This is a genomic window from Spiroplasma endosymbiont of Cleonymus obscurus (assembly GCF_964273375.1).
GTDB lineage: Bacteria > Bacillota_I > Bacilli_A > Mycoplasmatales > VBWQ01 > Spiroplasma_E.
The window spans coordinates 614,903-631,129 of record NZ_CAXWWA010000002.1 but is presented as its reverse complement, the minus strand read 5'-3'; the positions used below and the strand labels follow the sequence as shown (position 1 = coordinate 631,129).

Below are 16,227 nucleotides of genomic sequence, written 5' to 3'. Positions count from 1 at the left end.
TTTCTCCTTTAATTATTACATTTATGGTGTTGGTGTAGATAAAACTGACTTAACGTTTTGTTCTACTGGTTTTGATGGTGCTTCAGTACCATTAATTTCCTTTGCAGGAAAAGAATTATTACTTTGTACTTCTTTTTTAGGTGCAACAGAATTATTTTGTGAATGTTGTGAATGTAAAGAAGAGGCTGTACTAATTACTCTTTCAAGAGTATCAATTAATTTTTCATCAATTTTTATATCTTTCCTCTTATGAGTCTGGTTATCAATAATATATGCAAACAAAATCTTTCCATTTTTATCAACTTCAATATTTATACTACCATTACGAGGACATTTTTTGGCTACAAAGTTTTTAAATTCCTTAGCATCATTTACATCTACAGGAACAATTGTTTTGTTTTTATTATCAATAAACAAATAACACGTTCCATTTTCAGCAAATGATAATTTCATAGGCTCTTCAGATCTTTTTATAATATTAACATTAAGATCATCTAACTCTTCTTTATATTCTTCATTATTTAAATTATTGGATTCTGATTGAGTTTTTAATAATAATGCCGGTAATTCTTTTTTACCTAAATATTCAAGAATAATCTTATCATTTTCTTTTTTAGTTCGATATAAATGTACTAGAGAACTATCTAATTTTTCTTTTACTATTACTAGTTGTTGTAATTGATCACTATTAATTGCTAAAGGTGGTTGTTGAATAATACTAACATTTTCATCATTAGTATTTTTTACTAAACGTCCCTTTTCATCTACATATACAAGTTCAATAATATATTCTTTTAAACTACTATCTAATTGTGTTTTTATATCATCAATCTTAGAACCTGTTTAGAATCTTTTTAATAAAACTGAAATAAATGAAAGAACAACCATTTGTAAACTAGTATTTAGTTTTCTTTCACAATTTTTTCATAATCTTCTGTATTTTTCTAATCAAGCAAAGCTTCGTTCTACAATTCATCTTTTTGGTAATACTACAAAAGTATGTAATTCATTGCGTTTTATCACTTCAACATTTGCATTTATGATTGTTTTGATTTCAGAAGCAAATTTTTCACCAGTATAACCAGCATCTACTATTATTTTTTGAACTGCAGAAAGATTTTCTTTTTCATTTTCAATCATTATTATAGCGCTATTACGATCTGTTTTTTCTGCCGTGGTTATGTAAATTGCATGTGGTAAACCTTGAGAATCAACAACAATATGACGTTTTATGCCTGAAATCTTTTTACCAGCATCATAACCTTTATTTTCAGTAGTATCTGTATTTTTAACACTTTGCGAATCAATTATACAAAAACTAGTTTGTTCTTTGCGATTATTGTTGATACGAACTTTTTTAACTAATTTTTTTTAAAATTAATTGCAATACACTAGGTTCTTTACCATTATTTTTACTTCAAATTTGAAAATAATAATATACAGTTTGTCATTTTGGAAAATTTTTTGGTAACATTCTTCATTGACAACCACTTTTTAATACATATAAAATTGCACAAAATATTTCATATAAATCTAAACTTCTTGGTTTTGTTTTCTTTTTACTATTTTCTAAAATTGATTTTATGTTTTCAAATTGTTCTTTGGTGACATGACTTGGATAATTTTTATGCATATATACCTCTTATTTTAAAATATATAATCATTTTACATTATTTTTGAAAAGATTCTAAACAGGTTCTTAACTTCCAAACTATTTAAAGTTATATTGGGTGATGATTCATCTTTTTTAGAACTTAATGATTTTTGTAGAAAGTCATTAAGTTCTCGATATTCTACTGTTTCTGATAATGGCATACTTTACCTCCATAATTTTTAATAAATGTATAGATTTCTAAAATAATATAGGAACTAAATATAATAAACCCCTTATATTTATTTAAAAAAATAAAAGGGGAAACACTATATTTAATTCATATGCCTATATTTTAATACTTTTATATTCTTAAAACAAGCACTTATCAATAAAAAGAAAAATCAATATATTTCTATTTAATAATTAAAGACTCACTGGTCATAACAGTTGGTTTAACTAAACCCAAAACGTCTAATAGCGTTGGAGCAATATTTGCTAAGCAACCACCTGATTTTAATTTTAATCCTGTTTTACAAATAATAAATGGTACTGGTTGCGATGTATGTTTTTTATTAGGATTACCCTCTTTATCAATCATGATTTCAGCATTACCATGATCAGCAGTAATCATTAAAATACCATTCACTTTTTTTATTGCTTGATACAATTTTCCAATACATTCATCAATAACATCAATCGCATCAATGGCAGCATTTAAAACACCAGTATGACCAACCATATCAGGATTAGCAAAATTTAAAACCATAACATCATATATGTTTTTAGAAATTTCACTTTCTAAACGAGTAGTAATTTCGCGAGCACTCATTTCTGGTTTTAAGTCATAAGTTGCTACGTTTGGTGAAGGAATTAAAATTCTTGTTGATAGTGGATATTCAACATCAACACCACCATCAAAAAAATAAGTTACGTGTGCATATTTTTCAGTTTCAGCAATTCGTAATTGATGATATTGATTTTTACTTAATCATTCCCCTAAAGCATCAAGCATTAATATAGGTGGAAAAATAACACCTTGTGGTTTAACACTTTTAGCATATTCCATCATTGAAATAAAAAAAGTATTTTTTAATGTTGGTATTTTCATACTAATATTAAAATCATATTTATTATTTGTTAATGCTGATGCTAATTGAATTGCACGATCAGGACGGAAATTAGCAAAAATAATGCTATCGTTATTCCTAATATTACCATTATTAATTTCAGAATTATAAGCAGGCATAATAAATTCATCATTACGACCAGCGCTATATTCTGCATTAACATAAGCAATAGGATCAATAAATGAAGCACCTTCATGATTAACTATTACATCATATGCTATTTTTAAACGATCTCAACGTTTATCGCGATCCATAGCATAATATCTTCCTGAAATAGTAGCAAGCATACCAATGCCTAATTGTTTCATAGTTTTTAATAACTGTTCAATATAAATTTTAGAAATATCAGCTTTTGTATCACGACCATCTAAAATAGCATGAACATAAACATTCTTAAAATTTTGTTGTTTAGCAATTTCTAATAATGCTAAAATATGATTAATATGAGCATGTACTCCACCATCACTTAGTAAACCAATAATATGAACATTACTATTATTCTTTTTGGCATGATTAATTGCTGACAATATTGTTTCATTTTTAAAAAATGTTTTATCATTTATTGACTTATTAATTAATGTTAATGACTGATAAATTACTCTACCGGCACCAATTTGTAAATGTCCAACTTCAGAGTTGCCCATTTGTCCTTCTGGTAAACCAACTGCAAGGCCAGAAGCTGAAACTTCAGTATGCGGATAAGTTTTTAATAAATAATCCAAATTAGGTTTTGTTGCAGAACTAATAGCATTAGTTGAACTAAATTTTGCAATACCAAAACCATCTAAAATACATAGTAATATTGGTTGTTTTGTTTTCATAAATTTCACCTCATATTTTATTTAATAACTTGTAACTGATGTTTAAAATTATCAGATTTAAAAATAGTAATCATTTTAGTAATAAAATCAGTAATACATTGATAATGAACAGTACTCAAAATAACAATATCTTTTTTAAAGACTATTTTAATAGATTGCTTTTTAGTAATTTTAGTAATTATTGTTTTTAAATCACAAATTGATTTTAAATCTTCACTTAATAAAATAACCATACTAGGATTATCACTAATATTATTAGAAAGAAATAAAATAGTATTACTACTATTAGCTAATAAATTGTGTCCTTTAATTTCCATTAAATTATAATCTAATAAATCATTATTAAAAGAATAATGAGTAATTTTCAAATTATCAATGACTTCTGAATAATAACCATAAGCAAAAGTCTGTGATAAATTTTCTAATATATCTTGAGATACTATCCGCCATTTTGAAAATGACTTCAATAGTTCTTTATGAATTTTTTGTAATTGTCATAAATCTTGATAATTAGTAATATTAGTTATCGGTGCTATTGGTTGAATATTTTCGGGCTGATTAATTGCTCTAATTTTTTTATTAATAGCATTAATAGCAATAATGATTGGTTTTTTAGCATTAATAAAAAAGTTTTCAATTCGTTGTTTATTACCTGCTATTAATGTTATTTTTCGCTGATCTTTATTAGTTTTAATAGCAACAACTGCTATTTTTTGCAAATTAATAATTTCTTGTAATTCAACTTCATTAAATTTTTTTAAATAACTATATTCTTTTTTATTTTGCAATAAAATTAACTGTTCTAATGATAATTTTTGTTCTAATAAAGAATTAATGATAAATTCACTTTGCAATATTTGTTTTCTATTTATCTTTAAATTATTAAGAGCAACAATAAAATTTTGTTCAGTAATAGAAATAGAACTAAAATTAGAAGTTTTATAATTTAATTGTTTCATCAAACTATTTATAAATAATTTAGCACCAATTTTATTATTAACTAATGATTGATGATGACTTTCATTGATAGTTAAATACAATGGAATATCGTTAATAACGATTGGTCCACTATTAACCTTAACTAAATGAATATAAGTATTAGGAATAAGAGTATTATTAACATCAATTACTTCACCAGTAAAATATTCATTAGTAATAATACCTTTGTCACTAACAATACTATCACTACTAGGAGCAAAAATAGTTTTAGTACAAATAATAAAGCCAATTTGTTCTAATTGATTAGTGTCTTCACCATTTTTACTAAACAATGCTAAAATTTCTGACTTATTCCTAAAAGCATTGACAAAAGTGGTTGCCGGAAAGGCACGATGTTTAATTTTTTTTGTTAGTTTTGTTCACATACTTTTAATTTGTATCTTTGATAATTCCATGTTTAGTTAACTCCTTATTTTTATTAGTAATTTAAATAGAGTTAAATTAGTAAATCAAAAAAAGATTGTGGTACTAATGAAGCACCTCCAACTAATGCACCATCAATGTCGGGTTCAGAAAGTATTAATTTAATATTATCGGGTTTTACTGAACCACCATACTGAATACGTACTTGTTCTGCAACATTTTTATTATATAATTCACTAATAAATTCACGAATCATTTTACAAACCGTTTGGGCTTGTTGAGCTGTTGCTGTTTTACCAGTACCAATTGCTCATATTGGCTCATAGGCAATTACTAACTTAGCAATATTTTCTGCTTTAATATTTTTTAATGCTAACTTAATTTGATTTTTAATTACTTCATTAGTTTCTTTATTTTCATATTGGTTTAAAGTTTCACCACAACATAAAATTGGTATAATATTAGCATTAAATAGTGAATGTATTTTTTTATTTATTGTTTCATCTACTTCATTAAAATACATTCTGCGTTCAGAATGACCAATAATAACATGACTAACCATCATATCTTTTAGCATCTTAATTGAAATTTCACCAGTATATGCACCTTCGGTTTCATAATGACAATTTTGAGCTGCAATAATTAAAGCAGAAGTTTTATTCATTTTTAGTAAGGGTAAATTAGTAAAACTAGCTGCTATTCCATAATCATATTTAATATTTTTAGTTTTTATTAATTTATTAAATTCATTTAAAAAAAATTGAGTTTCTTCTATATTTTTATACATTTTTCAATTTCCAATAATAATCTTTTTACGTTCCATTTGTTTCTCCTTTAAGTTAATTTTTTTTTGATATAGTTGGTTTTAATAATGCTGCTGCTTCTTCATCAATAATAATTGTAACATCATCATGATTTTGTAAAAAAGTACATGGATAATTTGGAGAAACTTTACCTTCAACTAACTCTCGAATAGCTTGTGCTTTATTAGTTCCTGTAGCAATTAAAACAATCAATTTAGCTTGTAAAATAGTATGAATGCCCATCGTAACAGCTTTGGTTGGTACATCTTCAACTTTAGAAAAAAATCTTTTATTAGCTTCAATTGTTTCTTTAGTTAAATTAACAACATGTGTTTTACTACTTGCAAGAGTACCTGGTTCATTAAAAGCAATATGACCATTAGTACCTAAACCCAATATTTGTAAATCAATTGGTCCTTTTTCTTTTAATAATTTTTCATATTCTTCCACATTTTGGTCTAAATCACCAATACCTTTAGGAACATACGTATTTTTTAAATTAAGACTTTTAATATGATTAAATAATTGATGATTCATAAAATAACGATAACTTTTTACATGATCTGGAGTTAAACCAACATATTCATCTAAATTAAATGTTACAACTTTTGATCAATCTCTTTTGTTATTTTTTGCATCTGCTATTAATAAATTATATGTTTCAATTGGACTACTTCCTGTTGCTAATCCTAAAATAGCATTTGGTTTAACTTTAATAATATCAATAATAATTTTACTTAATAATTGAGCAACCTCAGTTTTATCTTTTAAAATAATTAATTTCATAATTTAAAAACCCCTTACATTACTTACTTATTCTTGTTGATACGCAATTTTTCCTTCGCATATTGTTAAAAAAATATCATTATTCTTAGTTAATACAATAATATCTGCTAATTTACCAATAACAATATCACCCGTTTTATTTGCAATTCCTACTTGTTTAGCACTATTATAAGAGGCCATTTTGATGCAATCTTGTCAATTATTATTAGTAATTTTTAATAAATTTTTAAAACTAGCAATCATTGTTGCAATGCTGCCTGCCAATTTTCCGGTTGCTTCAACAGTAACCTTATTATTACTTTTAATGACAGGTAATGGTCCCAATAAATACTTACCATCAGGCTGTCCCTTTGCACTCATGGCATCAGTAATCATACAAATTCCATCGGCACCTTTAATTTTATATGTTATTGCTAAAATATCAATATCAACATGAATTCCATCACAAATTAACTCAGTAACTAATTGATCATAATATAATGATGCTGGAACAACACCAGGATCGCGATGATTATAGGGACTCATTGCATTATAAAGATGGGTAATATGCGTTAAACCATATTCAACAGTTTTAATTATTTCTTTAAAAGTAGCATTACTATGACCAACACTAGGAATAATATTATTTTTAATTAATGAAGAAATAAAATTTGAATTTTTATTATTTAAATTAGGATCTATCTCAGGAGCATAAACAATAAATTTTAAATTTTTGTTACTAATTATATTTCAAGATTTTACTAAATTAAGATCAGGAACATGAAGTAATGACGGAGTATGTGCTCCTTTTTGTAATTCTGAGATAAAAGGTCCTTCTAAATATGCACCAATAATTCGTGCCTTGTTACCTTTATTTTCTGTTTTCATATACTTAGCAAATACTGAAAGAATATTATCAATTTCTTTTTTACTGGCAGTAACTGTTGCATAACAAAACTTTGTTACTCCCTCTTTTGGAACTAATTTTGCAAAATTATTAATTGATTCAATGGTACCATCCATTAAACTATAGCCATAACCTCCATGTACATGTAAATCAATAAAACCAGGTATTATTGTTTGATTATGACATTCAATAACCTGAGCATCTTGAAATTCATAATTATACTTTCCTTCATTAATTTGGAAAATTAAATTATCTTTAATTACTAAAAAACCATTATTTATTATTTTCTTAATGCTAATTATTTTCGCATTATTTAAAACTAAAATTTTAGACACTAATACCCTTCTTTCTAGAATTATTAATTGTTTAAAATTGCTAATGACACTATTATACCTAAAATTTTAACTTAAACCTAAATCTAAGAAAAATAATTAAAAAAAAGGCTTAATTGCCTATATTTTAAATAATGGTGGCTCGAAGCGGATTCGAACCACTGACACTTCGCTCTTCAGGCGAATGCTCTACCAACTGAGCTACCGAGCCGTTACCTATACAATAATAGCATATAAAAGTAAAAAATAACAAGGGGTTAAAACTTATTTTTTAATTTATTTAAATATATATTTATTTTTTTACTAATTATCTTCTAATTACATATCTTCTTCAACAAGGTTTTTCAGTTTTTGGCATTAAGTGATTTGAGTCTCTTCTAATTTCTTCTTTTCAATTATTATTTGATAAATCAGTAGACCCATTTTCTTTAGCAATATTTGCTTGTAAAAATATATTATTACCAATAATATTTAATGATTCACTTCTTTGAAATTCATGATCACTACACACATCATTTACTAAACTTTTGACAATCTCACATAATTTTTTACAAGTATCTAATATCAATTTATATTTTTCTTTACCTTTTCATTTTTCAATTAATGATTCACAATTTTCGATAAATTTATCCTGTCATTCTTTAAACTCTTCGGAATTAATTGTCTTAGTTAAATCACCATCACAATAATAAGTTAATATTTCTTTTCAAACATTACGTCATACTTTTCTCATATTATTATGAGGAGTTTTAACTTTCAATTTTTTAATCAAAAAATCAAAATCTTGAATTTTATTTCTTCTTCAACAATTTAATAATGCAGTAATAATTGGAATTACTAATTGTTTATTATTTATTTTTTCTATTATTTCTTGTTTTTTATTTTCAAGATCTTCTAATCTAGTTATACGTTCTTTTTCTAATTCTTGTAAAACATTAAAATACTCTTGATATTCTCTTATTGCTTGTGAATATATTATTAATTTAATTATTACTTCTCATTTGTTTATAAGTTTAATATCCATTTTTATCATTCTTTCCATTAGTTCAAATATATCTCTATAACCCACTATTTAATCCGATAATTTATTTATATTTTATAAAATTCAATATCTATAATTTTAATAATTTATTTTATTAATAACTTATGTTACAACTGTTTGTTTAGGAGAATGAAAATTAATATTCATATCAATATTAATACTTTCACCAAAACTATCACTTCACTCACTAATGCCACTTTTAGAAACAAGACATGTATCAGAATCTAATTGAGATGATAAATCATTATCATCATTAATAACTTTAATTTCGTATTTTTTTTGAAGTTCAATATTTTTTAAAACATCTTTAAATAAAGTTACTGCAAAATTACTAATTAACTCTATTTTTAAACTATTAAATTCAAGATTTTTAATTACTTTTTCACATGTAGCAATAAATTCGACTTTTCACACTTCATATTCAGAAAATTTTAAATTTTTAGATTTGTTTTGTTCTAAATAAAATGCTAATAGTTTAGCAGATAAATCCAATTCTGCTTTTTTAAGTGTTGACTGATCTAGTGATTTAGTATAAAGATCTTTAAATTTTTTTAAAAAAAATTCTTTTTCTGCAATCTTTTCACCCAATTTAATTTCTCAATTTTTGTTACTTTTCTTTAACTGTCTACATTTTCAAATCTTATAAAATCATATGTTTTTTATTTTTTGTAGCTTCATATTGTTTTTTTCTATTTTATCTGTAATAACTTTTATTTTTAAATTAATTTCTTTTAGAACTGATTCTTGATTATCTTTTAGATTGTTATATTGTTCATTAACTAATTTATGATTGGCAAACGCTACTTGAAAACTTAATATTTCTTTACTATTAATTGTTTCATAAATAAATTTTTCCATTAAATTTTTTACTTTTATAACTTCCAATTCATGTTTGTTTTGAAAAGTTTCATCACGAAATACATCTAAAAATAAAGTTTGTACTGTATTAGTTATTATTTTAATATTTTCTAAATCAAATCCTTGTAATTCATTCATTTTTATATTAGCAAATTCAATAAATATCTTTTTTCATTGTTCATATTCATAAAAATATAATCTTTTACCATTTAAAGAATTATCATCAAAATATAAGGATAATATTTTCCAATAAATATTATGTTCAGCAAATCGTAATTTTTTTTCTGCTAAACTTCTTTTTGTTTTTAAAAATTGAATATTTTTTGACAAAAATCATTTTTTTATTTTATTTTTTAAATTTAATTGTCTATTATTGTTTGAATTTATAAAAGCATTATATCTATCTAAACAACTATAATATTGTTTTAAAATTTCATTTAAATCATTAAAAGATTTATTATATTTTTTCATTTGTTCATCTTTTTTTGCTTATTTAATAAATTGTTCTACTTTTTCTTCATTAAATAAGAAATCTAACTCTGACACTTAAATCTCTCCTTAACATATTTAATTTGTTTTTAATTAATATTGTTTGCTAATGAATTATATAAAAATAATAAAAAGCCACACTAATAAATTTAATTTATTAACAGGCTTAATTTTACAAATATATAATTCCTAACAATAATACACCTATTATAATCATTTGTAAAGGGAAAATTATTATTAAAATCATAATTTATTTCTATTTTATACAATATATTTTATTAAAATAAAAAAATAAACTTTACATATTAAATGGTCTATTTTCTAAATTTGTTACTACACTAGAAGTATTATTAATCAAACTTATATTTTCAGGAAAATCTTTTTCACTAATAACTGTGATTGCCACTTCTTCTTGAAATTCTTTATTTGTAACAATATTTTTTTTAAAATTTTGAAGAATTTCAATAAAATTACTTAAACTTTTAAATTTCTCACGTTCTGTAATATAAAATCTCTGGTTTTTACATACTTTAATAAAGTTATCTATTCATTTTTGAAATTCTTCAATTTTTATTTCTTTATTATGATTTGTTTCTTTTAAATATAAAATTAAAATAAGATTTCATATACCACGAAGTGCAAAAATAAATTTAGAATGTTTATATTCTTCAATTAATTTAAGTGTATTAATTATTTCTTCTATTGCTACTAATTCAACTTCCATTTTTAATAAAGAAAAAGTATTGTTTTCATTTTCTTTCTTTTTAATTTTATTTTTATATTGTTCATTTCTTTCAAATAATTCTTTTGATATCTTTGTGACTATATCAATAGTCTCTCTTATTTCATTTCTTTTAAGAAGAAATAATTTATAATCAACTAGTATATCGTATTTTTTAATAATTGATATTTCTCTAATATATTTTGGTATTTTTTTGGTAAAAATAGGTAATTGTTCCATATATGTTTTAAATATTTTAGTATTTATAATTTCAAGTGCATCATTAAAAAGATTAAAAGATATTACATCTTCTATTTCTAATTTAGACTTTTCTTTTTCAATATTTAAATTATATTTTCTTTGAAAAGTTTCATCACGAAATACATCTAAAAATAAAGTTTGTACTGCATCAGTTATTATTTTAATATTTTCTAAATCAATTCCTTCAAGTTCATTCATTCTTATATTAGAAAATTTAATAAATATCTTTGTTCATTGTTCATATTCAGAAAAATCTAACGTTTTGCCTTCTATAGTAGTATCATTAAAATATAATAATAATATTTTTAAATAAATAATATGTTCCATTTCCCGTTTTGGTGCATTATCACGTAGTTCTAATAAAATATTATGTATTTCTTCCAACATATTTGCTTTCTTTTCTAAGTTTTCTATTAAAAACATTTTTTTATTATTTTCCTTTTTTAAAAAAAAGAATTTATTTTTTTTTATTTTTTTATTATCAGGAACCGTTTCTGCTCTTAATTGTTCTCTAATTTTTTCTATATCTTTTAAAAATTCATCTAAATCATAAAAAAAATTCATATATTGACATTCACCATTTAATATGACTTCTTTATAATCATTAAAAAAAATTTTTATTTCATCACTATTTTTTAGTAAAATAAGAAATTTGTTTATTCTTTCTTTTTCTAAATGTTCTAATCTTGGCATTAAAATTTCTCATCATAAAAATGTTAATTTAAAATATAAATTATAATATTAAAAAACCTTATTAATAAATAAATCTATTAAAAGGCTAATTTTGCAAATATTATAATTACTATTGATAATACACTACTATAAAATAATAATTAAATCAAACTATACAAAACACTTATTTTATAATCATTTATTTACATTCTTTAAATTATTTTTAATTAAATATTCAAAACCTTAAAAATACAAAAAAGCATATTAATTGATAGATTAAAAAAATAAATTATAATTTTATTAATTTAATAATTGTTTATTCCTAGTATAGATATTTTCTATATTAGGATTTTTATTAAATTGTTAGAACCTGTTTAGAATCTTTTTAATAAAACTGAAATAAATGAAAGAACAACCATTTGTAAACTAGTATTTAGTTTTCTTTCACAATTTTTTCATAATCTTCTGTATTTTTCTAATCAAGCAAAGCTTCGTTCTACAATTCATCTTTTTGGTAATACTACAAAAGTATGTAATTCATTGCGTTTTATCACTTCAACATTTGCATTTATGATTGTTTTGATTTCAGAAGCAAATTTTTCACCAGTATAACCAGCATCTACTATTATTTTTTGAACTGCAGAAAGATTTTCTTTTTCATTTTCAATCATTATTATAGCGCTATTACGATCTGTTTTTTCTGCCGTGGTTATGTAAATTGCATGTGGTAAACCTTGAGAATCAACAACAATATGACGTTTTATGCCTGAAATCTTTTTACCAGCATCATAACCTTTATTTTCAGTAGTATCTGTATTTTTAACACTTTGCGAATCAATTATACAAAAACTAGTTTGTTCTTTGCGATTATTGTTGATACGAACTTTTTTAACTAATTTTTTTTAAAATTAATTGCAATACACTAGGTTCTTTACCATTATTTTTACTTCAAATTTGAAAATAATAATATACAGTTTGTCATTTTGGAAAATTTTTTGGTAACATTCTTCATTGACAACCACTTTTTAATACATATAAAATTGCACAAAATATTTCATATAAATCTAAACTTCTTGGTTTTGTTTTCTTTTTACTATTTTCTAAAATTGATTTTATGTTTTCAAATTGTTCTTTGGTGACATGACTTGGATAATTTTTATGCATATATACCTCTTATTTTAAAATATATAATCATTTTACATTATTTTCGAAAAGATTCTAAACAGGTTCTTAGAAGAAAAGGAGCATTAAAAGATATGACTAAAAATGAGAAATTAATGATTGCTATTGAAGAAGGTAATTTTAAAAAAACTATGAAATTAGTAAAAAATGGCGCTGATGTCAATTATAGAAACTTTAAATATTCCATTTGTAAAAAAAACTTACCGGTAAAGTGACTTCTTATCCAGATAAAAATACTAGTGGTAATACTCCATTAATGAAAGCCGCCAAAAAAGGGTATTTAAATATAGTTAAATTTTTAGTTGAAAACGATGCAGATGTTAATCAAATAAATTTACGTGGTGAAACTGCTTTAGATCGAGCTATTGAAAATGGTCATTTAGATGTAATTAAATTTTTGAAATCATGTTCACCACAAGCAAGAGAAAGAGAAAAAAATAAACAATTAATGAATGCAGTAAAAGAAAATGATTTAGAAAAAATTAAACTTTTATTACTAAATAATGCTAATGTCAACTATACAAATTCAGATATTTTTACTTATACTTATAGAATAAAAGAAAATTCTTTTCAAAAAAATATAAAAATTGGTAGTGGTAATAGCGCTTTAACAAAAGCCGCCAAAAAAGGATATTTAAATATAATTAAATTTTTAGTTGAAAACGATGCCGATGTTAACCATATAATTAATTATAATAAAGAAAGTGTTTTAACACGAGCTGCTCAAAATAATCACTTAGATGTTATTAAATTTTTAGTAGAAAATAACGCTGATATTAATCATACAAATCAAAATGGTAAAACTGCCTTAATTCTAATTGCTGATAATAATAATATAGAGGGAGTTAAGTTTCTAATAGAAAATGGTGCTAAAATTGAATGTATAGATAATTTTTGAGAATCAATAAATAAAGTGAATCTAGAAGTGAAAGAATATTTGCAATCATGAATTTTAAACTCAAGTAAAAATGAAATAAATTCACCTAACTATAGTAATCAACCAACAACAAATATCAAAAAACAAAGTTTGCTAATGATCTAATTAAAAATCTAAAATAACTTTTATTATTTCTTACCTTTAATATTTCTAACTTCTTTTAATTGTTTTTTTAACATTTTTAATTGTAATTGTAAATCTTCATATGATGGTAAATCATCACTTTTAATTTCTTCTTTTTTGTTTTTACTATAATCATTACTTTTTTTTGATAACTGTGGAGGATTAACTCATAAATTTTTTAAGCCATATCAAAAAATAGTAAGTAAACTTAAACCAATACCTGCTCAAGGAATTGTTCATAAATCTTTAAAAGGAATAGTTTGAAAATTTCTAATATTAAAGTAATTAAAAAGTACTAATACAAAAAGTATCAATACTAAGGTTATTAATAACATGTGTATAGCAAAAACTGATCTTGAAAAAGGTTTTTTAATAAAAATTAATGGTATTAAATAAGTTAAATTAAAAATCAATAATGTTCCAAAAGTATATAAAGAAACTATACTATCACTAGTCATTAATTGTTTATAAAAACTACTAGTAATTGGTTCTTTATTAACGATTAAAGCAATAATAATAATAGCAATATTGTTTTTTAATGGAACACCTCAATTAAATAATGGAAAAATTGATAAACTAATTGTTACTGTTAAAACACTAATAATAACTAATGTTTTGCTTAAAATTAAATTATTTTTTTTCATATTATCCATCTCTCATTATCAGTTTACTTTTTCACTCTAATAATATTTTATCATTATTAAAGCAAAAAAATAACTATCAAAATTAAGATTAAGATTTATTTTTAGTTTTAACTAAATTTAATGCAATTTTTCGCGCAGCAAATGGATCGCGAGGATCATAATGTCAATAATTAGTAAAATATTTTTTAAAATTATTAGACAATGTTGAAGAAGCAATATTAATAGCATGAAAGCGATTAGATTTTGCTTTTAGTTGCAACATTAAATTAATATTATTTTTAGTAATATTAGCAGATAAAAAATCAGAAACTACCAATAAGTCTGCATTATGATATGTTTTAGATTGCATAATTGTTAAAGCGTGACTAATAGCTGGATTAATATTAGTATGTCCTTTAAAACTATGACCTAAAAAATGAATTAGATTGGGAATTGATGAAACTAAATTAGATAAATCATAAGTTTCAAATTTACCAGAAAAATTGATCATATAGCATGGTCTTTTTTCTTGTAAAGCAATTTTACTAATAGCAAGCGCAATTGATTTTGCAATAATTTCTGGACTATGACTCATCGATTTAGATGTATCAATGCATAAGATAAAAAGGCCTTCACTTTCGGGAATTGGTACTTCTACAACTTCTTCAACAAGATGTTCAGTGGCAACTAAATCCATTGATTCAAACTCTGTAATTGCTAACTTTTCTTCAACAAATTTTTTATAAAAAATAGCATTTAACTCTGGAATAGCAAGATTAACTAATTCTAATGGTAATAAATGTTCTAAATCTTTACCCTCGGTAATTCCTACTATTTCTTCAGGCCATTTTCCTAATGGCTTTAATTGATATTCAATTTGTACTTTTTGATGAACCTGCTTTTCTGTTAAACCCGAAATTCCTTTTCAACGACCAAGTAGTCTAGCAATTTCAATAATAGATGGATTCTTATTTAAAATTTCACCATATTGTATAATAGTATTTAAATTAATTTTTTTAAAATCATTTAAATCTCCTTCTCAAAATCGTCCAAAAAAATTTCAAGCAAAACCAACAATATGTCTTACTTCATTAATAATTTTAATATTATTACTTCACATTGTTAAATATTTTTGACGCATTTGCATAGTTTCAAATAATTTATAATTTACAATTCTTTGAACAATTAAACTTTCTCAATGTCTTATAAAATTATCAAAAGTTAATTTACTATTAAGTTTACGATCCTTAAATTTTTCTTGAAAATAATGAAAATAATTAATCATTGGTGAATCAAGAATTTTTGCCCTAGTGTAAATTTCTTGTCAATTATTTTTTAATCTATCAATACCATTAATCATAACTCAGAAATATAATCGTAATTCTCTTTTAATGATGGGACTAATAACAATATTTTTACTTTTTTCTAAAACTTCATTTAAATAAAAATGACTAATTTGTTGATCAAATTCTGGAGCTAATCAAGCAAAATTTTTTTTAAATCAAGTAAAACTACTTAAATTTGTTTCTGATAAAGACATTTTTTTCAATTTAGTTTCTAAAATTTGTGAAACATGGGATTCAATTAATTGTTCCATAATAATCACCT

At 23.3% G+C, this 16,227-nt stretch carries 15 protein-coding genes and 1 tRNA gene; 1 reads left to right on the top strand and 15 read right to left on the bottom strand.

What is annotated here, in order from left to right; genetic code table 4:
• Positions 1 to 21: 21 nt before the first annotated feature.
• The 13 genes from ACI2WJ_RS04210 to ACI2WJ_RS04150 form a co-directional block, all read right to left on the bottom strand.
• A complete protein-coding gene (locus ACI2WJ_RS04210; RefSeq protein ID WP_400254929.1) occupies positions 22 to 453 on the bottom strand; it encodes a hypothetical protein in 432 nt (143 codons plus the stop codon).
• A gap of 390 nt (positions 454 to 843) precedes the next feature.
• Positions 844 to 1,633 (bottom strand): IS5 family transposase gene (locus ACI2WJ_RS04205; RefSeq protein ID WP_400254448.1). Its coding sequence is split into 2 segments (ribosomal slippage): positions 844 to 1,371 and positions 1,373 to 1,633, totalling 789 coding nucleotides; the frame shifts between segments, so codons are not numbered across the junction.
• Between the two features lie 32 nt (positions 1,634 to 1,665).
• On the bottom strand, positions 1,666 to 1,815 hold the full coding sequence (locus ACI2WJ_RS04200) for a hypothetical protein (protein ID WP_400254928.1): 150 nt from the start codon (positions 1,813 to 1,815) through the stop codon (positions 1,666 to 1,668).
• Between the two features lie 191 nt (positions 1,816 to 2,006).
• Positions 2,007 to 3,542, bottom strand: coding sequence for a 2,3-bisphosphoglycerate-independent phosphoglycerate mutase (gene gpmI, locus ACI2WJ_RS04195; RefSeq protein WP_400254927.1), 1,536 nt, complete (start codon positions 3,540 to 3,542; stop codon positions 2,007 to 2,009).
• A 17-nt stretch (positions 3,543 to 3,559) separates the two neighbouring features.
• The gene (locus ACI2WJ_RS04190) at positions 3,560 to 4,936 is read right to left on the bottom strand and encodes a hypothetical protein (protein ID WP_400254926.1); all 1,377 of its coding nucleotides are present in this window, start codon (positions 4,934 to 4,936) and stop codon (positions 3,560 to 3,562) included.
• A gap of 41 nt (positions 4,937 to 4,977) precedes the next feature.
• Positions 4,978 to 5,727 (bottom strand): triose-phosphate isomerase, encoded by a 750-nt coding sequence (gene tpiA, locus ACI2WJ_RS04185; RefSeq protein ID WP_339039027.1) that lies wholly within the window; start codon positions 5,725 to 5,727, stop codon positions 4,978 to 4,980.
• A 16-nt stretch (positions 5,728 to 5,743) separates the two neighbouring features.
• Positions 5,744 to 6,493, bottom strand: a complete 750-nt coding sequence (gene nagB / locus ACI2WJ_RS04180; RefSeq protein ID WP_252319509.1) for a glucosamine-6-phosphate deaminase — start codon at positions 6,491 to 6,493, stop codon at positions 5,744 to 5,746.
• Between the two features lie 27 nt (positions 6,494 to 6,520).
• Entirely contained in the window at positions 6,521 to 7,714 is a 1,194-nt protein-coding gene (nagA, locus tag ACI2WJ_RS04175; protein ID WP_400254925.1) for an N-acetylglucosamine-6-phosphate deacetylase, read from the bottom strand.
• Between the two features lie 132 nt (positions 7,715 to 7,846).
• Positions 7,847 to 7,922 (bottom strand) — tRNA-Phe (locus ACI2WJ_RS04170).
• 96 nt (positions 7,923 to 8,018) lie between these two features.
• A complete protein-coding gene (locus ACI2WJ_RS04165) occupies positions 8,019 to 8,735 on the bottom strand; it encodes a hypothetical protein (protein ID WP_338957895.1) in 717 nt (238 codons plus the stop codon).
• Between the two features lie 120 nt (positions 8,736 to 8,855).
• Complete coding sequence (locus ACI2WJ_RS04160; protein WP_400254924.1) at positions 8,856 to 10,082, bottom strand: hypothetical protein; 1,227 nt, start codon at positions 10,080 to 10,082, stop codon at positions 8,856 to 8,858.
• Positions 10,083 to 10,398: 316 nt separating this feature from the next.
• A complete protein-coding gene (locus ACI2WJ_RS04155; protein ID WP_400254923.1) occupies positions 10,399 to 11,775 on the bottom strand; it encodes a hypothetical protein in 1,377 nt (458 codons plus the stop codon).
• Positions 11,776 to 12,128: 353 nt separating this feature from the next.
• A protein-coding gene (locus ACI2WJ_RS04150) for an IS5 family transposase (RefSeq protein ID WP_400254448.1) occupies positions 12,129 to 12,918 on the bottom strand; the annotation gives its coding sequence in 2 pieces (ribosomal slippage) (positions 12,129 to 12,656 and positions 12,658 to 12,918; 789 coding nt in all).
• A 229-nt stretch (positions 12,919 to 13,147) separates the two neighbouring features.
• On the opposite strand from ACI2WJ_RS04150, the gene ACI2WJ_RS04145 reads away from it, so the two are divergent.
• Positions 13,148 to 13,978: an ankyrin repeat domain-containing protein gene (locus tag ACI2WJ_RS04145; protein WP_400254922.1), complete on the top strand. Its 831-nt coding sequence runs from the start codon at positions 13,148 to 13,150 to the stop codon at positions 13,976 to 13,978.
• A gap of 23 nt (positions 13,979 to 14,001) precedes the next feature.
• Here ACI2WJ_RS04145 and ACI2WJ_RS04140 read toward each other — a convergent pair whose 3' ends face one another.
• Positions 14,002 to 14,640, bottom strand: coding sequence for a hypothetical protein (locus tag ACI2WJ_RS04140; RefSeq protein ID WP_400254921.1), 639 nt, complete (start codon positions 14,638 to 14,640; stop codon positions 14,002 to 14,004).
• An 88-nt stretch (positions 14,641 to 14,728) separates the two neighbouring features.
• On the bottom strand, positions 14,729 to 16,216 hold the full coding sequence (locus tag ACI2WJ_RS04135) for a VWA domain-containing protein (protein WP_400254920.1): 1,488 nt from the start codon (positions 16,214 to 16,216) through the stop codon (positions 14,729 to 14,731).
• Positions 16,217 to 16,227 lie beyond the last annotated feature (11 nt).